This is a genomic window from Caulobacter sp., assembly GCF_017744445.1.
GTDB lineage: Bacteria > Pseudomonadota > Alphaproteobacteria > Caulobacterales > Caulobacteraceae > Caulobacter.
The window spans coordinates 1-21,897 of the sequence record NZ_JAGIBH010000012.1; the positions used below are offsets into that span (position 1 = coordinate 1).

Consider the following 21,897-nt stretch of genomic DNA (forward strand, 5'->3'; position numbering starts at 1 on the left):
AGAGCGCCGTCATGTCGATATTGTCCGGATTGTCGAACCAGGCGCGCGAGCGGAGGGCGCGGGGAGAAACAGGAGGAACGCTCATGACAATCCTTGAAGGCGATGCGCCTTGTCGACGGGGCAGCGGAACACCGGCGAATTTGTAAACCAGGCGCGAGAATCGCGCGCTCAACCGTTCACGGCCCCGCCAGATCGTATTTGTCTGACTATACCGTGCGGTATGGAGCGTCAATCAGGGCATGCGGCATCGAGCGCGCGCCGTAACAGGCGCGCACCTGTGAGTTCGAGAAGAACCTTGTCCGATGATTGGCGCCTAACGCCCCGGTCGCCGATCGATGGCGGCGTGGGTGTCTTCCAGGGCCAGGCTGACCAGCTTCTCCATCGCCTGGCGGGCCTGGTCGGCGCGGCCGGCGGCGATGGCGTCGAACACCTTCCAGTGCTCGGGCATCGGATCGCGGGCAAGCTCGCGGTCACGCTGCTTGAAGATGGTCGTCCAGCGCACGGCCGCGCCGATGCTGCTGCTCAGGGTGAACAGCGGCGCGTTGTTGGCGGCGCTCAGCACGGTGTCGTGGAAGTCGCGGTCGGCGGCCCGCCCTTCTTCCGTGCCCAGTGTATGATGCTGCATGGCCACCAAGGCGGCGCGCATGCGCTCCAGCTGGGTGTCGTCGCGGCGCTCGGCGGCCAGGGCGGCGGCGGCCGGCTCGACGATCATGCGCAGCTCGTACAGCTCCTGCAGGAAGGCCTCGCTGGGTTCCGATTCGAAGAACCACGCCAGAACCTCGGGATCCAGCAGGCTCCAGCGCGTGCGGGGGCTGACGCGGGTGCCGGTCTTGGGACGGCTCTCGACCAGGCCCTTGGCGGCCAGGATGCGGATAGCTTCGCGATAGGCGCTGCGCGAGACCTGCAACTGCTCGGACGCGTCGATCTCGTTGTTCAGGACGTCGCCGGGCTGGTGCTTGCCCGACACGATGGCGACCCCCAGCGACCGAGCGATCGACCCGTGGATCCGGCCGGAGAAGCCTTCTTCGCGTTCGCCGTCACCGCCAACGCCCGCTTCCTTGGCCTTCGACACGCGTGTTTCGCTCCCGTTGCGCAGATCCCAGGTCGCTGTTTTGCGCCCTGCCAGTGACTCTAGCGAGACCAATTGTCCGAGAACAAGCGAATTCGCCTATGCGGTAAAGACGCATTGAAGTCGGGTCCTGGCTCAAATGTACGATGAATTGGGCCTCGAAGTTTCCTCGCGGAAACCGGCCTGGACGAATTTCTCCCGACGGATCGCACGAAACGTCGTTTGACAGCGCGCGTCGCCACGCTATTTGTCGGACTATTATAAAGCTTCAGAGGGTCGTCGCCGTGGTGTTCCGGTTCGTGCAATTGAAGACCTCTGACGGGGCCAGGCAGCTGGCCGCCGTCGACGACTCGGGTCGCGCCCGCAAGGTCGAGGTCGCCGACACCCTGTACGACTTGGCCCAGGTGGCCCTGAAGGTCGACGCCACCCTGGCCGAGGCCGCCCAAGCCCGCGCCCTGGGCGAGGAGATCGACATTCCGACAGCCCTGGCCGAAGGCCGCGTGCTGGCGCCGATCGACCATCCCGATCCCGCCCACCTGGCCATGACCGGCACGGGCCTGACCCACCTCGGCTCGGCCGAGGGGCGCGACAAGATGCACAAGGCCGCCCAGGCCGGTGAACAGCTGACCGACTCCATGCGGATGTTCCTGATGGGCGTCGAGGGCGGCAAGCCGGCGGCCGGCCAGGAGGGCGTGCAACCGGAGTGGTTTTACAAGGGCGACGGCACGCAGTTGATCGGCCCCGGCCAGCCCCTCACCTCGCCCAGCTTCGCCAAGGACGGTGGCGAGGAGCCCGAGATCGCCGGCGTCTACCTGATCGGTCCGGACGGCACGCCGCATCGCCTGGGCTTCTGCCTGGCCAACGAGTTCTCGGACCACGTGATCGAGCGTGGTAACTATCTATGGCTGGCTCACTCCAAGCTGCGCAACGCGGCCCTGGGCCCGGAACTGCTGACCGGCGAGTTGCCCGCCGACGTGCGCGGCGCCAGCCGCATCGTCCGCGACGGCGCGACCGTCTGGGAGAAGCCGTTCCTGTCGGGCGAGGCGAACATGTCCCACACGATCGCCAATCTCGAGCACCACCACTTCAAGTACGACCTGTTCCGCAAGCCGGGCGACATCCACGTGCACTTCTTCGGCACGGCCACCCTCTCCTTCTCGGAAGGTTTCCAGACCCAGGTCGGCGACGTGTTCGAGATCGAGGCCGCGCCGTTCCGCTACCCCGTGCGCAACCCGCTGGCCCAGGCGCAAGCCCGTGCAGTCGTGGTGAAGTCGCTGTGACGACGACGCCCATTCGTCTGGCTCTGGTCGGCCTGGGCAAGATCGCCCGCGACCAGCACCTGCCGTCGATCGCCGCCGATCCGCGCTTCGAACTGGTCGCCATCGTCAGCCGCAACGCCGAGCTGGACGGCGTCGCGCACTTCACCGACCTGGCCGATCTGTTGGCCAGCGACGTGGCGGTGGATGCGGTGACGCTATGCACCCCGCCCCAGCCGCGCCACGCCCTGGCCCACCTGGCCCTGGCGGCCGGCAAGCACGTCATGCTGGAGAAGCCGCCCGGCGCGACGCTCAGCGAGGTCGAGGACCTGCGCCAGGCCGCCGCCGAGCGCGGCCTGACCCTGCAGACCACCTGGCACTCGCGCTACGCCGTCGGCGTCGAGCCCGCCCGGCAGTGGCTGGCCGAGCGCTCGGTCAAGGCCGTGCGCATCAACTGGAAGGAAGACGTGCGCGTCTGGCATCCCGGCCAGGATTGGATCTGGCAGGCCGGCGGTCTGGGCGTCTTCGACCCGGCCATCAACGCCCTGTCGATCGCTACAGCCATCCTGCCGCGCCCGTTCTTCCTGTCGAACGGCGTGCTGCACGTGCCCGAGAACTGTCAGTCGCCGATCCAGGCCGAGCTGGACTTCCGCGACGCGGCCGGCGCGCCGATCCGCGTCGAGCTCGACTTCCTGCAGACCGGTCCGCAGAGCTGGGACATCGAGGTCGACACCGATGACGGCCAGCTGAAACTGACCCATGGCGGCGCCAAGCTCTACATCGACGGCCAGCTGCTCCAGGAAGGGCCGGACCGCGAATATCCGGGTCTGTACGACGCCTTCGCCAAGCTGATCGCCGACGGCGCCAGCGACGTCGATATCAGCCCGCTAAGACATGTGGCTGACGCCTTCCTGCTCAGCGAGCGGGTCACGGCGCCAGCCTTCATCGAATAATCAAGAACGACAAAGGGAGAGAAACATGAAGCTGAAGACAATCGCCCTCACGAGCGCACTCACCCTTGTCGCGGTCTCGTCGGCCAGCGCCACGGAGCTGTCGCGCAAGCCGTTCGGCGCCATTTCATCGGGCGAGGCCGTCGAGGCCATTACCCTGACCAACGCCAAGGGCGTCAGCGCCACGATCATCACCTACGGCGCGACCCTGCAGTCGCTGATCGGCCCGGATCGCACGGGCAAGAAGGCCGACATCGCCCTGGGCTTTGGCGACGCCGCCACCTACGAGAAGTACGCCAGCTATTTCGGCGCCTCGGTGGGCCGCGTCGCCAACCGCATCGGCAAGGGCCGCTTCACCCTGGACGGCAAGAGCTATCAGCTGGCCCTGAACAACAACAAGGTCGCGGCCCTGCATGGCGGCCTGAAGGGCTTCGACAAGGTCGTGTGGAAGGTTCTGGACGCCAAGTCCGGCCCGACGGCCTCGGTGACCTTCGGCTATGTCAGCGCCGACGGCGAGGAAGGCTATCCGGGGACCCTGACCGCCACGGCGACCTATGCCCTGGACGAGCAGAACAACCTGACGATCACCTACGGCGCCACGACCGACAAGCCGACCATCGTCAACATGACCAACCACGCCCTGTTCAACCTCGCTGGCGAAGGCGCGGCGGAAGGCGCGATGGGCAACGTCCTGACCATTCCGGCCGAGGGCTATACCCCTGTCGACGCCGAGCTGATCCCGACCGGCGCGACCACGCCGGTGGCCGGCACGGTCTTCGACTTCCGCAAGCCCATGGCCGTCGGGACGCACATCCGCGACGCCAGTGATCCGCAGATCGTCGCCGGCCGCGGCTACGACCACAACTACGTCCTGAACGGCAAAGCCGGCGGCGCTCCGCGCCTGGCCGCGCGCCTGGCCGATCCCAAGAGCGGCCGCGTGCTGGAGATCCTCAGCGACCAGCCGGGCATCCAGTTCTATGCCGGCAACTTCATCGACGGCACGACCATCAGCAAGAGCGGCAAGATCTATCGCCAGGGCGACGGCATCGCGCTGGAGCCGCAGCACTTCCCCGATGCGGTGAACAAGCCGCAGTTCGCGCCGATCCGCCTGGATCCAGGCCAGAAGTACAGCAACACCATGGTCTTCAGGATGACCGTCCAGAAGTAGGCGGTTCGCACGAACGACCCGAGGGGAGCGCGGCCACGCGCTCCCCTTTTTCGTTGCCAGATCGGAGCGGATCGCCGAGAAATCTCTACTCGCGTCGTAGAGTATTTGCATGCCCCCAAAGCCAGCGCCTGTCATCGCCGTGGTCGGCGCGGGGTTTAGCGGCGTGATGACCGCCCTTAACATCCTGAGACGCTCGGCGGACGCCAAGGTCATCCTGTTCGAGCGCCGCACGCCCGTAGGCCTGGGGGCGGCCTACGCCACTCACAATCCTGGCCACCGCCTGAACGTCCGCGCCGGCAATATGAGCGCCTGGCCCGATCGGCCGGGACACTTCGTCGAGTGGATCCGCAAGGAGCGCTTCGGCCTGGGCCCCGCCGACTTCGCCACCCGCGCCGACTATGGCCGCTACCTCCAGAGTCAGGTGGCCGAGGTCGCCGAAGGCCCCGCCGGCGCCGGGCGGCTGATGGTGGTCCCCGACGCCGTGGTCGGCATCGAGCCGGGCGGCGACGGCTGGCGGCTGACCTGCGCCATGGGCAATGCGGTCACCGCTCACGCGGTCGTGCTGGCCCTGGGCAATCCGCCGCCCGCCCGGCCGCCGGGCATCGACGAGGCCTTCGCCGCCTCCAGCGCCTATGTCGCCGATCCCTGGCGCTGGAACGCCGCCGACCTGCCTTCGGGACCGGTGCTGCTGATCGGCACGGGCCTGACCATGGTCGACGTCGCCCTGTCGCTGAACCAGGCTCAGCCGGGCCGGCCCATGCTGGCGCTGTCGCGGCGCGGCCTTGCGCCGCTGGAGCATGACGGCGCGCCACCGCTGTCCCTGCCGCTGCCGCCAGCCAACGATCTGTCGCCGCTGGAGGCCTTCGGCTGGCTGCGCAACGCGGCGGCCGAGCACGGCTGGCGCACGGCCATCGACGCCACGCGGCCGGCGACCCAGAGCCTGTGGCGTGGCTGGTCGGCCCAGCAGAAGCAGGCCTTCCTGCGCCACGCCCGGCCGTTCTGGGACATCCACCGCCACCGTCTAGCCCCGCTGGTCGCCCGCCACATCGGGGCCATGCGCGCCACGGGACAGCTGACCCTGGCCGCCGGCAAGATCCGCAGCCTCCGCCTGGAGCCCGACGGCTTTGCCCTGTGTCGCTGGCGTGGACGCGGCGAGCACGGCGGCTACGTCTTCCGCGCCGCCACGGTGATCAACTGCACCGGCCCGACGGGCGACGTGCTGACCTCGACCGATCCACTGATCAAAGACCTGGTCAAGCGCGGCCTGGCGCGCCCCGACGCTCTGCGCCTTGGCTTCGACGTCGACGACGACTACCGCGTGCGCGACGTCTCGGGCGAAGCTTCGCCCACCTTGCTGGCCGTCGGCCCCGCCACGCGCGGGACCTCGTGGGAGATTACCGCTGTGCCGGACATCCGCGGCCAAGCAGCTGCCGTGGCCAGAACGGTGCTGGCCGCCCTGACCTAAGGTCACATTTCAGATACCAAATTAATACCAATTAGACACCACCTGAAGCCAAACCGTGCAGATCATCTTGTTTACGCAAGATTTTCGCAGAACTCGCGATTTCAGCGCCGATAAGCCCAGTTGAAATAGGATCTAAATTGGTATCTTTTTGATCCGACCAATCCGCGCTTCCCCTCGAAGCGAGTCGCATTGAGGAGCGCATCTCATGTCGCTGGCCGCCCAGATCGGCCCCTTGGGCCAGGGGGACTCAGCGCCGCTCTACAAGCAGCTGCAAAAGGCCCTGCGCGAGGCGATCCAGGACAAGGTGCTGGCGCCCGATGACGCCCTGCCGCCCGAGCGCGACATGGCCGACGAGTTCAACATCTCGCGCATCACCGTGCGCAAGGCGCTGGACGGCCTGGTCAGCGAGGGCCTGCTGACCCGCCGCCAGGGCGCGGGCACCTTCGTCGCCGCGCGGGTCGAGAAGAACTTCTCCAAGCTGACCTGCTTCACCGAGGACATGATCTCGCGCGGCCGCACGCCGCACAGCGAGTGGATCGCCCGGATGGAAGGCGCGGTGACGCCCGAGGAGTCGCTGACCCTGGGCCTGTCTCCCGGCGCGCCGGTCTATCGCTTCCACCGCGTGCGCTGCGCCGACGGCGCACCGATGGCGGTCGAGTACACCACCATCGCCGCCTTCGCCCTGCCCTCGCCTGAAGTGGTGACGACCTCGCTCTATGAGGCGATGGCAGCCACGGGGCATCGGCCCACGCGCGCCCTGCAGCGACTGCGCGGCGTGCTGATCACGCCCGAGCATGCCGAGCTACTGCACGTGAAGCCCAAGGATGCCGGCCTGCTGGTCGAGCGTCGCGGTTTCCTACGCGACGGCCGACCGGTCGAGGTCTCGCACTCGTACTATCGTGGCGACGCCTATGACTTCGTCGCCGAGCTGAACGATCTGGGCTGAGGCCGGGGGGCTAGCGCGTCGCCCAGGCCTTGCCGATCTCGGCCATCGGCACGCAGCCGTGATAGGCGCCGGGCACGGGATCGTACTTCAGCGCCTCGGTTGCCCCAGCTTCCGACGTGAAGTAGCCAACCGTCACCATATCCTCCAACGCCGGGAAGAAGTGCGACTGGCCCTGGCCACGCGCCGCGCCGCCTTCCTGGTCGTAGGTCGTCAGCAGCGCGACTTGCTGCTCGGGCGCCAGGTCAACGAAGACATTCCCGCTCGCCGCGCGAGCGTCGGCGTCCATACGCGCCAGGCCGCTCAGCAGCTGATCCACCTGATCCTTGGTGTAATAATCGCCCACGGCCCGGTCGATGAACCGCGGAACGCCGGCGGCGCGAGCGCCGGGGGTGTCCGTCGCCGGAATGATCAACTCGGCCACCACGTCCAGCAGCCGCGCCTGGTCGACAGTCAGGGCCTTGGGCGTCCAGCTGAGCGCCGGGGCCGGCGCGGCGGCCAGGGCGCGCTGAGCCCAGCCCGTCGAGGCGACGCCGACCGCCAGGGCCAGGCCGCGCAGAGTATCGCGTCGGTTCAGCATCAGATGTCTCCCCGCTTGCGAGCCTTGACCGCGTGGTCGGCGGCGCGGGCTGTTAGGGCCATGTAGGTCAGGGACGGGTTCACGCACGAAGCCGAGGTCATCGCCGCCCCGTCGGTGACGTAGACGTTCGTGCACTCATGCACCTGGTTGTGGGCGTTCAGCACCGAAGTCTTGGGGTCGCGCCCCATGCGGGCGGTGCCCATCTCGTGGATGCCCAGGCCCGGAGCGAAGCCACTGTCGTAGCCCTTCACGTTCTTGAAGCCGGCGGCCTCCAGCATTTCAATCGCCGAAGCCTGCATGTCGCGCCGCATGGCCAGTTCGTTCTCGCGCATGGTGACGTTGATCGACAAGGTCGGCAGGCCAAAGGCGTCCTTCTTGTCCCGGTTCAAGGTGATACGGTTGTCCTCATAAGGCAGGAACTCGCCGAAGCCGCCCAGCCCCATGCTCCACGGCCCCGGCTGAGTCAGCGCGGCCTTGCGCGCCTCGCCAAAGCCCTTGGCGCCCTTAGCCCGGTTGCCCAGGTCGCGGTCCCAGGTCGAACGCGCCGCGCCGCCCTGGTAGCCGAAGCCCCGCAGGTAGTCGCTGCGCTTGGTGGTCTCGTCACCCAGATTGCGGAAACGCGGCACATAGATGCCGTTGGGCCGCCGCCCCGAATAGTACATGTCGGCGAACTCGGGCGCCTCGCCGGTCGCGCCGACGCCCAGGTGGTGGTCCATGACGTTGCGGCCCAGCTGGTCGCTGCCGTTACCGAAACCGTTCTCGAACCGCGAGCTGGTCGAGTTCATCAGGATCCAGGCCGAGTTGAAGGCCGAGGCGCAGATGAAGATGACGTCGGCGTGGAACTCCTCGTCCTTCTTGGTTTCGGCGTCCAGGATCCGCACGCCGGAAGCCTTTCCGGCCTTCGGGTCATAGACGATCTCGGTGACGATCGAGTTCGGACGGATAACCAGGTTGCCGGTGCGCTCGGCCGCCACCAGTCCGCCGGAGTTGGAGCTGTAGTAGCCGCCAAACGGGCAGCCCCGGATGCACATGTTGCGATACTGGCACTTGGTGCGACCCAGGCTGAGTTGCTCCTCGGTCGGATCGGTCAGGTGAGCCGTGCGACCCATGCTGATCCGGCGCTCGGGGAAGCGCGCCTCGGACTTGGCCTTGAAAGCCTTCTCGACGCAGTTCATCTCCATCGGCGGCTGGTAGTGGCCGTCCGGGAAGTGCGCCAAGCCCTCGTGCTGGCCCGAGACGCCGATGAAGCGTTCGACGTGCTCGTACCAGGGCGCCAGATCCTCGTAGCGGATCGGCCAGTCGACGGCGATCCCCTCACGGGCGTTGCCTTCGAAGTCTAGCTGGCTGTGGCGATAGCTCTGCCGCCCCCAGGTCAACGACCGGCCGCCGACGTGATAGCCGCGGATCCAGTCGAACCGGTTTTCCTCGGTATAGGGGTGCTCGTCGTCCTTGACGAAGAAGTGCCGCGTGTACTCGGTCATCGTGTAGTTGGTGCGGCGCTGCACCGGATAGTGCGCTTGCAGCTCCGCCTCCGGCAGCTGGCCCTGCGGGTACTGTGTCTGCCACGGATCCAGGACGGCGGTCGGATAGTCCTCGAGGTGCTTGACCATGCGGCCCCGCTCAAGAACCAGGACCTTCAGGCCCTTCTGAGTCAGCTCCTTGGCCGCAATACCACCCGTGATACCGCTACCAACAACAATCGCATCGTAGGTGTTCTTGCGCTTCGCGCGGCCGCTCACATTGGCCATGTTCGCTCCCTTTGCGGCCGCTCGATGGACCGCGTCGGCAGCTGGTAAGCAACACGACGCCCCGACCTCGGCGAACCCCTCATTCTTGCCTGGAGGCTTCCATGAAATGGGTTACATTGCAAGAAAGCTCGGCATTTCATGTCAAAATCGTCGAGCGCCTGGGAGGGACAAGAATGATCAGATCGACCGCCGGGGCCCTGGCCCTGCTGCTGGCGCTTGGCGCGGGCGAGGCGCATGCGCAGGACGTGAAGGCCGGCCCGTGGAAGCCGCTATTCGACGGCAAGACCCTGAACGGCTGGACACCCAAGATTGCCAAGCATCCGGCCGGTGAGAACTATCGCGACACCTTCGTCGTCGACCATGGCGCGATCCGGGTCTCGTACGCCGGATACGACACGCTGGACGGCCAGTTCGGGCACCTCTTCTACAAGACGCCGTTCAAGGCCTACCGCCTGAAACTGACCTACCGCTTCCTGACCGAGGGCGGCCTGGCCGACACGCCGGCCTGGGCGCGCAGCAACAGTGGGATCATGTTCCTGAGCCAGAGCCCAGAGAGCATGACCGTCGAGCAGCCGTTCCCGGTCTCGGTCGAATTCCAGCTGCTGGGCAAGGACGGCGACGCGCCCCGCTCCACCGGCTCGGTTTGTACGCCCGGCCTGACCATCGCCATCGACGGGACGAAGGTGAAGGAGCATTGCACGATCTCGAAGAACGCCCCGACCATCCCGAACGGGACCTGGGTCCAGGCCGAACTGGAAGTCTTGCCCAACGGCGAGATCACCCAGAAGATCAACGGCGTGGCGGTCCACAAATATGCCGACGTAACCCTGGATCCGGACGACACTGTCGCCGGCGGCGCCAAGCCCTACATCCTGGCGCGCGGCGCGGCTCCGGTGACCGAGGGTTACATCGCCCTGCAGAGCGAAGGCCACCCGATCGAATTCAAGGATATCCAGATCCAGGAGCTGACGGCGCGGTAGTCCCACAAACACCGAGCATCCCCGCCGAAAGCGGGGATCCATGCGGACTTTCGGGGGTTTGGCGCGGTCGGAAACTAACCCGCTGGCTCGGCTTGGATCCCCGCTTTCGCGGGGATGATCGGTTTGGGGAAATCGATCTATTTCTTGATGGACGTCAGGTACTGGATCACCGCCGCGCGCTTGGCGGCGTCCGCCTCTCCTAGCAGCATCTTGGTGCCCGGCACGGTCTTGCCCGGGGCCTTGATGAAGGCGTCCAGCTGGTCGGCGGTCCAGGTGATGTTCGAGCCCTTCAGCGCGGTGCTGTAGGCAAAGCCCGGCGCGGCCGCGGCCTTGCGACCGACGACGCCGGCCAGCGGCGGCCCCATCTTGCCCGGCGCGGGCTGCAGCGAGTGGCACATGGTGCACTTCTGCTCGAACACCTGTTGGCCGGAGACCTGCGCGGCGGCGCTGGTCGCCATGCCCATCAGGATGGCGGCGAGCGTAAGCTGGAACTTCATCGAGGAAACTCTCCGTCAGAATTTGGCGGCGGCCTTAAAGACCCAATAGCCGGCGATTGCGACCAGCGTCTGGCGCGCTGCCGGCGAAGTCGTCGAAGGCCTTGTCCGTGACCTGGATGATGTGGTCTCGGATGAACGGCGCGCCTTCGCGGGCGCCCTGTTCCGGGTGCTTCAGCGCGCACTCCCACTCCAGCACCGCCCAGCCGTCGAAATCGTATTGGGCCAGCTTGGAGAAGATCGCCTTGAAATCCACCTGGCCATCGCCCAGCGACCGGAAACGCCCTGGCCGCTCGGCCCAGCCCTGATAGCCGCCATAGACGCCCGACTGGGCCGTCGGCCGGAACTCGGCGTCCTTGACGTGGAACGCCTTGATCCGCTCGTGGTAGCGGTCGATGTAGCCCAGATAGTCCAGCTGCTGCAGGACGAAGTGGCTGGGATCGAACAGGATATTGGCGCGCGGGTGGCCGCCGACCTCGTCCAGGAACCGCTCGAAGGTCGCGCCGTCGTGCAGGTCCTCGCCCGGATGGATCTCGTAGGCCGCGTCGACGCCGTTCTCCTCGAAGACGTCCAGGATCGGCTTCCAGCGCCGGCCAAGCTCGGCGAAAGCCTCCTCGATCAGGCCCGCCGGCCGCTGCGGCCACGGATAGACATAGGGCCAGGCCAGCGAGCCCGAGAAGGTGGCGTGCGCCTTCAGCCCCAGGCGACGGCTGGCGACGGCGGCGGCCTTCACCTGCCCGACAGCCCATTCCTGGCGCTCCTTGGGCTTGCCGCGCAGCTCGGGCGGCGCGAAGCCGTCGAACAGCTCGTCATAGGCCGGATGCACGGCGACCAGCTGGCCCTGCAGGTGGGTCGAGAGTTCGGTGATCTCCAGGCCGTATTCAGCGAGCAGACCGGCGATGTCGTCGCAATAGGTCTGGCTCTCGGCGGCCAGGGCCAGGTCGAAGAACGAATCCGCCCCGCCCGTCGGCATCTGCACGCCGAGATAGCCGAGGTCAGAGACCCATTTGGCCATGGTCTCCAGCTTGTCGAACGGCGGCTCGCTGCCGATGAACTGGGCCAGGAAGATGGCCGGTCCCTTGAGCGTCTTCATCACGCCTCTCCTGTCAGCGACACCCAGCCGGCGTCGTCGCGGCTGGCGGCCACGGCGCGCTCGACGAAAGCCATGCCGCGCACGCCCTCGCCGATGTCGGGCACAAGCGCCCCGCCCCGCCCTTCGATGGCGTCGGCGAAATCGCGATAGATGTTGGCGAAGGCCTCGATGAAGCCCTCCGGATGGCCCGTCGGCAGGCGCGTCACGGCGCGAGCGCCCGCGCCCAGATAACCCGAACCGGCGTGCAGCACATGGCTGGGACCGTCCAGCCAGTCGATCGTCAGGACGTTGGGATCCTCGTGCGACCAGGTCAGGCCGCCCTTCTCGCCATAGACGCTCAGCGTCAGGCCGTTGCGGGCGCCCGCCGAGATCTGCGAAGCGATCAGCACGCCGCGCGCGCCACCGGCGAAGCGCAGCAGCACGTTGCAGTCGTCATCCAGGCTGCGGCCCGGCACCACGGTGGCGACATCGGCGCACAGGCGCTCGACGCGGTGGCCAGTGACGAACTCGGCGATGTTGAAGGCGTGGACGCCGATGTCGCCGATGCAGCCGCCGACGCCGGACTGCTTGGGATCGCCGCGCCAGCTGGCCTGCTTGTTGGCCTCGTCCAGCTCCAGGGGCTTCGACAGCCAGCCTTGCGAATATTCGACCACCACCTTGCGCACCGCGCCCAGGTCACCCCGCGCCACGATCTCACGCGCTTCGCGAACCATGGGATAGCCGGTGTAGGTGTAGGTGAGGCCGTAGTGTTTGCCAGACGCCGCGACGATGCCAGCCAACGCTTCCGCCTCGGCCAGATTCAGGGTCGCGGGCTTGTCGCTGATCACGTGCAGCCCACCCTTCAGCGCGGCGGCCGAGACGTCGAAGTGCAGGTGGTTGGGCGTCACCACCGAGACCAGCTGGACCCCATCCGGCCGCGCCGTCTCGGCGGCGATCATCGCGTGATGATCCGGATAGACCCGGTCGGGCGCGACGCCCCAGGCGGCGGCCGCCTGGGCGTTCTTGGCCGGGTCGCGGCTGAACACCCCGGCGACCAGCCGGATACGGCCATCCAGCTCGGCGGCCATGCGGTGCACCGGCCCGATGAACGAGCCGGGACCGCCGCCGACCATGGCCATCCGCAGAGCCATCAGGCGACGACCTTGGCGAGGTAATCGTAGCTGATCTTGGCCGACTCCAGGCGCGGATGGGCGAACGGCGGCTCCTGCTCGTAGTAGAAGCCGCGGATGCCGGCGGCGTAGGCGGCGGGCAGCAACTTCTTCCAGTCAATCATGCCGCCGCCGACCTCGGTCGGGTCCTGCTTCAGCTCGAAATTGGCCTTGGTGGTCGGCTTGATGTCCTTGACGTGCATCTGGGTGAAGCGCCCCGGATGCGCCTTCAGCATGGCCAGCGGATCGTGGCCGGCGGCGGTGACCCAGCCAGCGTCCATCTCGAAGGTGACCAGGTTCGGATCCGTGCCCTTCAGCAGGATCTCCATGCCGTTGGTGTCACCCAGCGGCGCGAACTCGAAATTGTGGTTGTGATAGCCGCTGATGATGCCGGCCTTCTTCAGCACGGCGGCCTTCTCGTTGAGGAAGTCGGCGTTCCATTTCCAGTCGTCGGCGGTCATCTGCACGCCCGCCTGCCGCAGGTCGGCGCCGCCCATGCGATCGGGGATGTAGAAGATCGGCATCATCACCGACTTCACGCCGATCACGTGCATGTCGTCGGCCAGCTTGGCCAGGTCGCCGCTGAAGCCGCCCCCCCCCTTGGGCGAGATGTGGGCGCTGGGGCAGATCAGACCCGCCTTGTCGAACGCGGCGCGCAGCTCGGCCGGCGTGCGGCCCAGATAGCCGGCCAGTTCGACCGACTTGAAGCCGATCTTGGAAACCGTGGCCAGTTGGGCGTCCAGTTCCTTCGCCAGGTCCGGGCCCAGGCTGTAGAGCTGGATGCCGACCGGCTGCTTGTGGCGTTGGAAGAACGGCGCCTCAGCGGCGGTGGCGGCGCCGGTCAAGGTCGCGCCCAGCACAGCCGCGCCAGCGCCCAGAAGGCCACGTCGAGAAAGGTGTTGGTTCACGGGGCTTTCCTTAGACTTGAGCCGCGGAGGCGGTGGCGGGAACGTCGTCGGTCTCGGCGACCGGACCATGCGACGGCGGGCGGAAGAACACCGCCAGCAGGCAGACGGCGGCCAGCGCCATGCCGGTCGGGACCAGGAACAGGGTGGTGTAGTCGACCGCTCCGCCGGCGCTCAGCTTGCTGACCAATTCGGGGAACAGGAAGCTGGCCACCACATTACCGATCCCCAGGATCAGCAGGTTGAACAGGCCCTGGGCGCTGGAGCGCACGTCCTTGGGGAACACCGCGTCGACAAAGATGTACACGGTGGCGAAGAAGAACGCGTAGCAGATGCCGTGCAGCAATTGGACCGCCACGATGGTCGGGATGCTGTCGGCGAAGAAGGCGAAGACCGCGAAACGAGCGGCGTGGCCCAGCACGCCGATGATCATCGTCACCTTCCAACCCAGCTTGGCCAGCACGCGGCCAAGTAGGAACATGGTCAGGATCTCGGCCACCTGGCCCAGGCTCAGCACGACCATCGACAGGTTGCCGGCGATGCCCACGCGGTTTGTGAGGAAGGCGTCGGCCATCACGAAGTAGCCGTTGTGGATGACGCTATCGATGAAGGTGACGATGAACAGCACCAGCACGAATGGCGCGCCCAACAGCTTGAAGGCGCGGCGCCAGGCCAGGTTGTCGATGCCGGGCGCGTCCTTGCGGGCGGGCGTGTGCGGCAGGGTCAGGGCGTAGCCGGCGAAGGCGAACGAGACGATCGCCGCGACCAGGAAGATCCAGCGCACCTGCTCGACCGAGGCCTGGGCGCCCAGCAGGAAGACGAACGGCCAGCTGACCAGCACCCAGCCGACGGTCCCGCCCATCCGCACCGCGCCGAAGCCGGCGGCCGGATCCTTCAGGTTGGCGAAGGCGATCGAGTTGGTCACCGACAGGGTCGGCACATAGACCAGGCTGAACACCAGGTAGCAGGCGAAGAACGGCCAGAAGTCGGTGGCGAAAGCGGTGCCGACCAAGGCCAGGCCGCCGATTAGGTGGCTGACAGCCAGGAAACGCTCGGCCGCGAAGTTGCGGTCGGCGAACTGGTTGGAAAAGAAGATGCCGACCAGGGCGGCCACGCCCCACGAGCTGCCGACCAGCGACTGCTGCCAGGGCTCGAAACCCAGCATGCCCATGTAGGGGAAGATCTTCGGCGCCCAGGCGCCCCAGATCGCCAGCTGCAGCACCATCATCACGAAGAGCCGGAAGCTCGTGTTCATGGACCTGGCCCTCCCCGACCAGTTTTGGGCGGCTGGTTTCGTCCGTTTTGGACGGCCTCCGCTCCGATGTAATCGAAATCATCGATAACAGGGGTCCGCTAGCTTGCCAAGCTGTCGGCTAGTCGCCAGTGTCCGGCCGATGGCGACCATTCAAGACGTTGCCCGCGACGCGGGCGTCTCCACAGCGACTGTTTCCAGGGTGTTCAGCGCGCCCGAACTGGTGCTGGAGACCACGCGCCATAAGGTGATGGAGGCTGTCACCCGCCTGGGTTACGAGCCCAACTTCGCGGCCAAGAGCCTGCGCACCCTTCGGACCGAAAAGATCCTGGTCACCGTGCCGGACATCTCCAACCCGTTCTTCTCGCAGGTCATCCGGGGCGTCGAGGAAGCCGCCCTGGCCGCCGGCTATTCGGTGCTGCTGGGCGACACCCGCCATGAGGAGACGCGCGAGGAGCAATATGCGGCCATGTTCCGCCGCAAGGAGGCCGACGGCCTGATCTTCCTGGGCCATCGCCTGCCCGACGTGCTGGCCGAGATGGTCGCCGCCAAGGGCCCCAAGACGCCGATCGTCAATGGCTGCGAGTTCCGCCCGGGCCTGGCCGTCTCCAGCGCCCATATCGACAACGAGCGCGCCGCCGCCGAGGCCGTCGAGTATCTCTACGAGCTTGGCCACACCCGCGTCGGCGCGGTGACCGGCCCGCTGGCCAGCCCGATCAGCAGCGACCGCCTGAACGGCGTGCTGGCCGCCGCCCAGCGTCATGGCCGCGCCAGCGCCCTACGCATCGCCATCGGCGACTTCTCGATCGAGTCGGGCGTGCGCCAGGCCGGCGAGCTGCTGGACGAGCCCGGCCGGCCGACGGCGATCTTCTGCTTCAGTGACGAGATGGCCATGGGCGCGCTGGAGGCGATCCGCCAGCGCGGCCTGCGGTGTCCCGAGGACGTGTCGCTGGTCGGCTTCGACGACATCCGCTTCGCCCAGTACCTGTATCCGCAGCTGACCACGGTGCGCCAGCCCAAGGAGCAGATCGGCCACGAGGTGGTGCGTTTGCTGTTGGACATCCTGGCCGACCGGACCAGCACCCTGCAGAACGTCACCCTGCCCCATCAACTGGTGGTGCGCTCCAGCACCGCGCCGCCGTCAGCCTAGCGGCGTCGGCAGCTCGCGAACCCAGATGTTGCGGAAGCTGATCGGCTCGCTGGGATCGCCATGCGCCTGCAGCTTGATCGGCGCAGCCCCGTGCGATTTGTAGGTCGGCTTGCCGATATAGACCGTCTCGCCGGCCAGCACGGCGTTGTCCTGCACCAGCACGCCATTGTGCAGCACCGTCACCGTCGCCGGCCTGGACAGCGCTCCTTCGGCGCCGAAAGTCGGCGGATGCCAGATGATGTCGTAGGTCTGCCACTCGCCCGGCTTGCGGCTGGCGTTCGCCAGGGGCGGATGCTGCTTGTAGACGCTGGCGGCCTGGCCGTTGACGTAAGTGGCGTTGCCGTAGCTGTCGAGGATCTGCACCTCGTAGCCCTGGTCGCGCGGACCGGTGGACGCCAGGAAGACGCCGCTGTTGCCCCGCGCCTGCCCCGAGCCGGTGATATTGGCCGGGACACGCCATTCCAGGTGCAGTTGGTAGTCGCGGAACGAGCGCTTGGTCTCGATGTTGCCGCGCGCCTTGTTGACGGTGATCACTCCGTCGGAAACGGTCCAGCCAGCCGGCGACTTGTCCAGGGCCGAGACCCACTGATCCAGATTCTTGCCGTCAAAGAGGACGATCGCATCGGCCGGCGCACCGCCGACATCCTGGGCCGGCGCCACGACCGGAACCGCCGGCTTCCAGACCTCGGTCTCTTCCGGCTTGGCCCCTTCTGGCTTGGTTTGGGCCACAGCCAGAGACACCGCCGCCAGGCCGCCGACCATGGCGAACGCCAGGACGCTGCTACGCTTCATCTTCGTTCCCGCTCCCTATCGAGAACGGCAGCATAGGCGCCCAGGCCCAGAAACAACAACGCCTCCGCTGGACGTACCAGCGGAGGCCATTGCTCGTACCGTATGGACGGTAAGTCTTACGCGCCGCCCGGGAAGCGGAACGGAACCTTCACGGTGCCGGTCTTGGCGCCCATCGGCAGCTTTTCAGCGATGCACATGGCGGCCTTGTCGAAGCCCTTACCACCGGCGCTGTTGTCGACGACCTTGCAGTCCGACAGCTTGCCGTCGGCGGCGTTGCACTCGAGCATGACCTGGGCGGCGTCGCGGGTGTTGGCGAACTGCTGCAGGCAGCGGCCCATCTGGTCTTCGAAACCGCCGGCGGCCGAAGCGGCCTGAGCGACGAAGAAGCTGGCGGCGACGCCGGCGGCGAGTGCGATCGAGAGTTTCATTGGCCCCATTCCCTGTAGCGAGCAACGCTTGGTTTTGATGGGATGGTTATCGCGCCTAAGCCCTAAAGAACGGCCAAGCTTCACGGTTAATCATATCCAAAAATCATCCGCCTGATGACGAAACCCGGACAGCGCTTGGCCTTGCTTCTGAAATAATAAAAGAGGTTTTCTTAATGGCGGGGCGGATGGTATCGCTTCCAATCCCAAGAGAGACAGCCCGACCATGTCCGATGCGCAGAGCCGGCGTTCCCGCGAGCCGCACGACGAGGGGGCCAATCTGTCCGGCACCAATATCGAGCGGGCCGGCGACTACAATCAGCGCGTCGCCCTGCAATCGATCCGCATCGGCCTGGCCAAGACCAAGCAGGAAGTCGCCACCTATACGGGGCTGACCGTCCCGGCGATCACCAACATCACCAACCGCCTGCTCGAGGAAGGCCTGGTCATCGAGGCCGGCAAGCTGCACGGCGCCCGCGGACAGCCGGCCATGACCTTCACGATCAATCCGGACGGCTGCTACTCGATCGGCCTGAATATCGACCGTGACCACATCACGATCGTGCTCCTGGACCTGGCCGGCAAGGTCCGCGCCCGCGCCTCGCGTGAGGTCGCCTTCGCCAGCCCCAGCCAGGTCGCCGACTTCTTCGAGCAACACCGCAAGGCGTTCCGTAGGCTGAAGGGTATCCAGGCCGACCGGATCATCGGTGTCGGCGTGGCCGTGCCCGACGACCTGGCCAAGGGCGACCTGCCCCATCGGCCGGCCGACTACGAGGCCTGGAACACGGTCGACATCCGCGCCCTGCTCTCGCCCGGCCACGACTGGCCGATCATGGTCGAGAACGACGCCGCCGCGGCCGCCCTGGGCGAGCTGCATTTCGGCCACGGCATGCGCAATCCCAGCTTCTTCTACATGCTGGTCAGCTCGGGCCTGGGCGGCGGCCTGGTCGTCGACGGCGAGTACTTCCGCGGCGCGCATGGTCGCAGCGGCGAGCTGGGCTTCCTGCCGGTAAGTGGCTCGGGTTCGGCGACCCTGGAGGACTTCGTCTCGCTGTCGTCGCTGAACGAGGCCCTGGGCGACTTGGCGCCGGCGGATCCCGCGCAGCTCGCCGACCTGCCGCCGGAAGGCCATGCGCGAGTCGACGCGTGGCTGAACATCGCGGCCGAGCGGCTGTGCGATCCCCTGGTCGCCATCAGTTGCTTGATCGATCCGCAGGCGGTGTTCATCGGCGGCCGCCTGCCCGGCTCGCTGATCGACCGTCTGGCCCAGGCCGTGAACGACAAGCTGGCGGCGCGAAATCTGGCCCTGGCCATGGCCCCGGTGCGCCACGCGGCCCTCGCCGCCGACGCGCCGGCCCTGGGCGCGGCCATCCTGCCGATCATCGCGCGCTACCTGCCGGTGCGCTCGGTGCTGCGGAACACCGCCCAGGCCTAGCCGGTCTGTCCTGGCGCCCACAGCCGCGCTTCGATGCGCTCGACCAGATCGCGAACGACGGCCAGGGCGGCGTCGTAGGTCGCCGGCGTCGGCATTCGCAGGCGCGCTACGACCTCGCCATCGGCGCCAGGCCGGCGGCCTCGATCTTGGTCCCGCCGAAATCGACACCAATCTGGATCACTGGAAAGCCTCGATAGCGCACGAAGGGGCGCCGCCCCGCGTCAGCGTTGGTTGGAGAAACAGGAAGACGGACGCCGCTAGGGCGCGATGCGGACCATGACCACGCCGTGCGGCTGGACGGTCGCGACGAACCGCCCCTTCATCGCGACTAGGTCCTTGCCGGCCCACAGATCGCGCACCTGAGCCTTCAGCGTCGCGGGATAGCCCAGCTCGGTCCAGTCGACCGTGATCGGCTTGGCCGCCTCGCCACGGTTGAACAGGATCACCGCCCGGCTGCCATCGGCCAGCGGCTTGGACCACACCTCCAGATCGCCATCGTCGCGCACGCGGCGCCCCTGGACGCCCAGTCGGTCCTGGTTCACGGCGATGACCTCCCTGTTCAGCAGGATGTCGCGCGTGTCCTTGTCCATGTTGGCCACGTCATTGCCGGCGATCAGCGGCGCGGCCATCAGGGCCCACAGGCTGAAGTGCGAGCGATACTCGGTTGTGGTCAGGCCGCCATTGCCGACCTCCAGCATGTCCGGATCGTTCCAGTGGCCTGGCCCCGCGAACGGATGCAGCGGCTCGTTCAAGTCGACGATGCGAAGGACGCCCAGCGAGTAGTCATGCTTGCCGTCCCACTTGTCGGTGATGTCGCCGGTCGTGCGCCACAGATTACCGATGGCGCTGGCCCACAGCCACGGCTTGGCCGTGCCCCATTCGCACATCGAGAAGACGATATCGCGGCCGGTCTCGCGCAAGGCGTCCGCCATCAGGGTGTAGGCTTCCTCGGCGTTGCGTGTACCGGTGGAGCACCAGTCGTACTTCAGATAGTCGACACCCCAGGCGGCATAGGTCTTGGCGTCCTGGTACTCATGTCCCTGGCTGCCCGGACGACCACCGCAGGTCTGCCGGCCAGCGTCGGAATAGATGCCGAACTTCAAGCCCTTCGAATGGACATAGTCCGCCAGCGCCTTGATGCCGCCGGGAAAGCGCTTGGCGTCATAGGTAATGAAGCCGTTCGCATCACGCGCGCCATGCCAGCAATCGTCGATCACCACATATTGGTAGCCGGCGTCCTTCATACCGTTCGAAGCCATGGCGTCAGCGACGCGGCGCACCGTGGCCTCGTCGATATTGCAGGCGAACTTGTTCCAGCTGTTCCAGCCCATCGGCGGCGTCTGGGCCAGGCCATTGGCGACGCGCGGCGGCGGGTCCTTGTCGGCCGCGAACGCAGCGGATGGGAGAACCAGCGCGGCGGTCGCCAGCAAGGCGATCAGACGCGGGGATGGCCTAGGCATCAACGGTTCCTTTCATGGGATCGGGCGTGGAGACACGCTCGAGAATGCTGGCGTGGGTCGGCATCTGCGCCGCGGCCTGACGGCAGGCCATCCGCACGTGCCGCAGGCGCTCGGCCATGACGCGCTCGTCCATCAGATTGGCCAGCGGGTCGTGGCCCTCGGGCATGCCGCCCTGGCCGATCATGATCGCCAGCCAGTTCGGCTCCTGGAAGATGGTCTGGTTGGGGAAGATGGTCGCGCCGCGGGTGCGGAACAGCTCCATCTTCAGCTTCAGCGAGTCCGGGATCGTCATGTGGCGCATGCGGTCCCACAGCGGCTGACCGACCCGGCGATTGGCGTGGTAGTGGTAGATCAGGAAATCCCGGATCTGCTCCATCTCCTCGCCCATCATCTGGCTGTAGAGATCGGCGACGGGCGCATCGATCTTGGCCAGCGGGAAACTGCCGGCCAGCTTGATCAGGCCATGCTGGATCAGGTGGATCGAGGTCGACTCCAGGGGCTCCAGGAAGCCGCTGGACAGGCCGATCGCCGCGCAGTTCTTGAACCGCGACTTCTTGCGCCGCCCGGTGGTGAACCGCAGGAAACGCGGATCGGCCAGCACCTTGTTGCCCGGATGCTCGGCCGCCAGGGCCGCCAGCAGGTCGTCGGCCGCCTGGTCGTCGCTGATGAAGTCGCTGACATAGACGTAGCCGTTGCCGGTGCGGTGCTGCAGCGGGATGCGCCAGCGCCAGCCAGCCGTGTCGGCGGTGGCGCGGGTATAGGGAATCGGATCCTCATAGCGCGTCGTCGGCACGGCGATGGCGCGGTTGGCCGGCAGGAATTCCGACCAATCGTCATAGCCCACGCCCAGCGCGTCGCCGATCAGCAGACCTCGGAAGCCCGTGCAGTCGATGAAGAAGTCGCCCGCCAGGGTCTCGCCATCGTCCAGCGCCAGCGAGGCGATCGCGCCGTCCAGCCCATCGAGGTTCACGCCCTTGATCGTGCGTTCGACACGCTTGACGCCCCGGCCCTCGGCCACCTCACGCAGTAGCTTTGCGTAGAGCGAGGCGTCGAAGTGATAGGCGTGGGCCATGGCCGAGCGCGGGTCGCGCGGATCCTCCGTGCGCCAGTCGAACTTGCCGGCCTTGGCGGCCACGCAGCTCAGCGAGAACTCGGAAAGGTCAGCCTGGTAGCCCAGCTTGCGGGCCCGCAGCCAGAAGGCGTGGAACGACACCCCGTCCATCGGCGGGCCGTAGTTGCCGAACGGATGAATATAGGCGTCGCCGGGATCGCCCCAGCCGACGAACTCGATGCCCAGCTTGTACGTGCCTTGCGTCGACGTCAGCATCCGGCGCTCGTCGACGCCCACCACCTGGTTAAAGAAGGTGATCGGCGGGATCGTCGCCTCGCCCACCCCGACCGTGCCGATGTCGGCCGACTCCACCAGGGTGATCTTCATCTGCTGGGGCGTGAAGACCTTCGAGAAGAACGCCGCCGACATCCAACCGGCCGTGCCCCCGCCGACGATGACCAGGTGTGAGATCTTTCCCGCGTTTTCCATGCCGCCTTCGTTCGTCAAAAGGGTCCCCGCCGGCGAGAGGCCGG

General features: G+C 67.0%; 20 protein-coding genes. 8 read left to right on the forward strand and 12 right to left on the reverse strand.

Annotation, left to right across the window (positions count from 1 at the left end):
* Positions 1-313 precede the first annotated feature (313 nt).
* Positions 314-1,072, reverse strand: a complete 759-nt coding sequence (locus J7528_RS17495; RefSeq protein ID WP_291876956.1) for a FadR/GntR family transcriptional regulator — start codon at positions 1,070-1,072, stop codon at positions 314-316.
* Between the two features lie 281 nt (positions 1,073-1,353).
* Here J7528_RS17495 and araD1 point away from each other — a divergent pair, with 281 nt between their 5' ends.
* The 5 genes from araD1 to J7528_RS17520 all read left to right on the forward strand — a co-directional run bounded on the left by araD1 (position 1,354) and on the right by J7528_RS17520 (position 6,854).
* Positions 1,354-2,349, forward strand: a complete 996-nt coding sequence (gene araD1 / locus J7528_RS17500; protein ID WP_291876957.1) for an AraD1 family protein — start codon at positions 1,354-1,356, stop codon at positions 2,347-2,349.
* Positions 2,346-3,278 carry a Gfo/Idh/MocA family oxidoreductase gene (locus tag J7528_RS17505; protein WP_291876960.1) on the forward strand — a complete coding sequence of 311 codons (933 nt, stop codon included), beginning with the start codon at positions 2,346-2,348 and terminating at the stop codon, positions 3,276-3,278. Before araD1 ends, J7528_RS17505 begins: the two co-directional genes overlap by 4 nt.
* 25 nt (positions 3,279-3,303) lie before the next feature.
* Positions 3,304-4,443 carry an aldose epimerase family protein gene (locus J7528_RS17510; protein WP_291876963.1) on the forward strand — a complete coding sequence of 380 codons (1,140 nt, stop codon included), beginning with the start codon at positions 3,304-3,306 and terminating at the stop codon, positions 4,441-4,443.
* 109 nt (positions 4,444-4,552) lie between these two features.
* Positions 4,553-5,908, forward strand: coding sequence for an FAD/NAD(P)-binding protein (locus J7528_RS17515; protein WP_291876965.1), 1,356 nt, complete (start codon positions 4,553-4,555; stop codon positions 5,906-5,908).
* A 205-nt stretch (positions 5,909-6,113) separates the two neighbouring features.
* The gene (locus J7528_RS17520) at positions 6,114-6,854 is read left to right on the forward strand and encodes a GntR family transcriptional regulator (RefSeq protein ID WP_291876968.1); all 741 of its coding nucleotides are present in this window, start codon (positions 6,114-6,116) and stop codon (positions 6,852-6,854) included.
* Between the two features lie 10 nt (positions 6,855-6,864).
* Here J7528_RS17520 and J7528_RS17525 read toward each other — a convergent pair whose 3' ends face one another.
* Positions 6,865-7,431, reverse strand: a complete 567-nt coding sequence (locus J7528_RS17525) for a gluconate 2-dehydrogenase subunit 3 family protein (RefSeq protein WP_291876971.1) — start codon at positions 7,429-7,431, stop codon at positions 6,865-6,867.
* Complete coding sequence (locus J7528_RS17530; RefSeq protein ID WP_291876974.1) at positions 7,431-9,179, reverse strand: GMC family oxidoreductase; 1,749 nt, start codon at positions 9,177-9,179, stop codon at positions 7,431-7,433. Before J7528_RS17530 ends, J7528_RS17525 begins: the two co-directional genes overlap by 1 nt.
* Before the next feature lie 173 nt (positions 9,180-9,352).
* Between J7528_RS17530 and J7528_RS17535 the strand changes: the two genes are divergently transcribed.
* Positions 9,353-10,159 carry a DUF1080 domain-containing protein gene (locus J7528_RS17535; RefSeq protein ID WP_291876976.1) on the forward strand — a complete coding sequence of 269 codons (807 nt, stop codon included), beginning with the start codon at positions 9,353-9,355 and terminating at the stop codon, positions 10,157-10,159.
* 137 nt (positions 10,160-10,296) lie between these two features.
* Here J7528_RS17535 and J7528_RS17540 read toward each other — a convergent pair whose 3' ends face one another.
* From J7528_RS17540 to J7528_RS17560, 5 genes are read right to left on the reverse strand one after another with little or no spacing between them, the layout of a single operon-like run.
* The gene (locus J7528_RS17540) at positions 10,297-10,656 is read right to left on the reverse strand and encodes a c-type cytochrome (RefSeq protein WP_291876978.1); all 360 of its coding nucleotides are present in this window, start codon (positions 10,654-10,656) and stop codon (positions 10,297-10,299) included.
* 34 nt (positions 10,657-10,690) lie between these two features.
* Entirely contained in the window at positions 10,691-11,746 is a 1,056-nt protein-coding gene (locus J7528_RS17545) for a sugar phosphate isomerase/epimerase (RefSeq protein ID WP_291876980.1), read from the reverse strand.
* Entirely contained in the window at positions 11,746-12,876 is a 1,131-nt protein-coding gene (locus J7528_RS17550) for a Gfo/Idh/MocA family oxidoreductase (protein WP_291876984.1), read from the reverse strand. The genes J7528_RS17545 and J7528_RS17550 overlap by 1 nt, the downstream gene beginning before the upstream one ends.
* Positions 12,876-13,802 carry a sugar phosphate isomerase/epimerase gene (locus J7528_RS17555; RefSeq protein WP_291876986.1) on the reverse strand — a complete coding sequence of 309 codons (927 nt, stop codon included), beginning with the start codon at positions 13,800-13,802 and terminating at the stop codon, positions 12,876-12,878. Before J7528_RS17555 ends, J7528_RS17550 begins: the two co-directional genes overlap by 1 nt.
* Before the next feature lie 10 nt (positions 13,803-13,812).
* Complete coding sequence (locus tag J7528_RS17560) at positions 13,813-15,054, reverse strand: MFS transporter (RefSeq protein ID WP_291876989.1); 1,242 nt, start codon at positions 15,052-15,054, stop codon at positions 13,813-13,815.
* 139 nt (positions 15,055-15,193) lie between these two features.
* On the opposite strand from J7528_RS17560, the gene J7528_RS17565 reads away from it, so the two are divergent.
* A complete protein-coding gene (locus J7528_RS17565) occupies positions 15,194-16,201 on the forward strand; it encodes a LacI family DNA-binding transcriptional regulator (protein WP_291876991.1) in 1,008 nt (335 codons plus the stop codon).
* On the opposite strand, the gene J7528_RS17570 is transcribed toward J7528_RS17565, so the two are convergent.
* On the reverse strand, positions 16,193-16,963 hold the full coding sequence (locus J7528_RS17570; protein WP_291877218.1) for a DUF1080 domain-containing protein: 771 nt from the start codon (positions 16,961-16,963) through the stop codon (positions 16,193-16,195). The genes J7528_RS17565 and J7528_RS17570 overlap by 9 nt on opposite strands.
* A gap of 146 nt (positions 16,964-17,109) precedes the next feature.
* A complete protein-coding gene (locus tag J7528_RS17575; protein WP_291876993.1) occupies positions 17,110-17,421 on the reverse strand; it encodes an energy transducer TonB in 312 nt (103 codons plus the stop codon).
* Between the two features lie 223 nt (positions 17,422-17,644).
* Between J7528_RS17575 and J7528_RS17580 the strand changes: the two genes are divergently transcribed.
* The gene (locus J7528_RS17580; RefSeq protein ID WP_291876996.1) at positions 17,645-18,853 is read left to right on the forward strand and encodes an ROK family transcriptional regulator; all 1,209 of its coding nucleotides are present in this window, start codon (positions 17,645-17,647) and stop codon (positions 18,851-18,853) included.
* 257 nt (positions 18,854-19,110) lie between these two features.
* Here J7528_RS17580 and J7528_RS17585 read toward each other — a convergent pair whose 3' ends face one another.
* Both J7528_RS17585 and J7528_RS17590 read right to left on the reverse strand, forming a co-directional pair.
* Positions 19,111-20,313, reverse strand: a complete 1,203-nt coding sequence (locus tag J7528_RS17585) for an alpha-galactosidase (protein WP_291876999.1) — start codon at positions 20,311-20,313, stop codon at positions 19,111-19,113.
* Complete coding sequence (locus J7528_RS17590; protein WP_291877001.1) at positions 20,306-21,853, reverse strand: tryptophan halogenase family protein; 1,548 nt, start codon at positions 21,851-21,853, stop codon at positions 20,306-20,308. Before J7528_RS17590 ends, J7528_RS17585 begins: the two co-directional genes overlap by 8 nt.
* Positions 21,854-21,897: the final 44 nt, after the last annotated feature.

Excerpts from the sequence above, each read along its gene's own strand:
- J7528_RS17510 (WP_291876963.1), top strand. The coding sequence starts at position 3,304 with ATGAAGCTGAAGACAATCGCCCTCACGAGCGCACTCACCCTTGTCGCG.
- J7528_RS17515 (WP_291876965.1), top strand. The coding sequence starts at position 4,553 with ATGCCCCCAAAGCCAGCGCCTGTCATCGCCGTGGTCGGCGCGGGGTTT.
- J7528_RS17520 (WP_291876968.1), top strand. The coding sequence starts at position 6,114 with ATGTCGCTGGCCGCCCAGATCGGCCCCTTGGGCCAGGGGGACTCAGCG.
- J7528_RS17525 (WP_291876971.1), bottom strand. The coding sequence starts at position 7,431 with ATGCTGAACCGACGCGATACTCTGCGCGGCCTGGCCCTGGCGGTCGGC.
- J7528_RS17530 (WP_291876974.1), bottom strand. The coding sequence starts at position 9,179 with ATGGCCAATGTGAGCGGCCGCGCGAAGCGCAAGAACACCTACGATGCG.
- J7528_RS17535 (WP_291876976.1), top strand. The coding sequence starts at position 9,353 with ATGATCAGATCGACCGCCGGGGCCCTGGCCCTGCTGCTGGCGCTTGGC.
- J7528_RS17540 (WP_291876978.1), bottom strand. The coding sequence starts at position 10,656 with ATGAAGTTCCAGCTTACGCTCGCCGCCATCCTGATGGGCATGGCGACC.
- J7528_RS17545 (WP_291876980.1), bottom strand. The coding sequence starts at position 11,746 with ATGAAGACGCTCAAGGGACCGGCCATCTTCCTGGCCCAGTTCATCGGC.
- J7528_RS17550 (WP_291876984.1), bottom strand. The coding sequence starts at position 12,876 with ATGGCTCTGCGGATGGCCATGGTCGGCGGCGGTCCCGGCTCGTTCATC.
- J7528_RS17560 (WP_291876989.1), bottom strand. The coding sequence starts at position 15,054 with ATGAACACGAGCTTCCGGCTCTTCGTGATGATGGTGCTGCAGCTGGCG.
- J7528_RS17565 (WP_291876991.1), top strand. The coding sequence starts at position 15,194 with ATGGCGACCATTCAAGACGTTGCCCGCGACGCGGGCGTCTCCACAGCG.
- J7528_RS17570 (WP_291877218.1), bottom strand. The coding sequence starts at position 16,963 with ATGGTCGGCGGCCTGGCGGCGGTGTCTCTGGCTGTGGCCCAAACCAAG.
- J7528_RS17575 (WP_291876993.1), bottom strand. The coding sequence starts at position 17,421 with ATGAAACTCTCGATCGCACTCGCCGCCGGCGTCGCCGCCAGCTTCTTC.
- J7528_RS17580 (WP_291876996.1), top strand. The coding sequence starts at position 17,645 with ATGTCCGATGCGCAGAGCCGGCGTTCCCGCGAGCCGCACGACGAGGGG.
- J7528_RS17585 (WP_291876999.1), bottom strand. The coding sequence starts at position 20,313 with ATGCCTAGGCCATCCCCGCGTCTGATCGCCTTGCTGGCGACCGCCGCG.
- J7528_RS17590 (WP_291877001.1), bottom strand. The coding sequence starts at position 21,853 with ATGGAAAACGCGGGAAAGATCTCACACCTGGTCATCGTCGGCGGGGGC.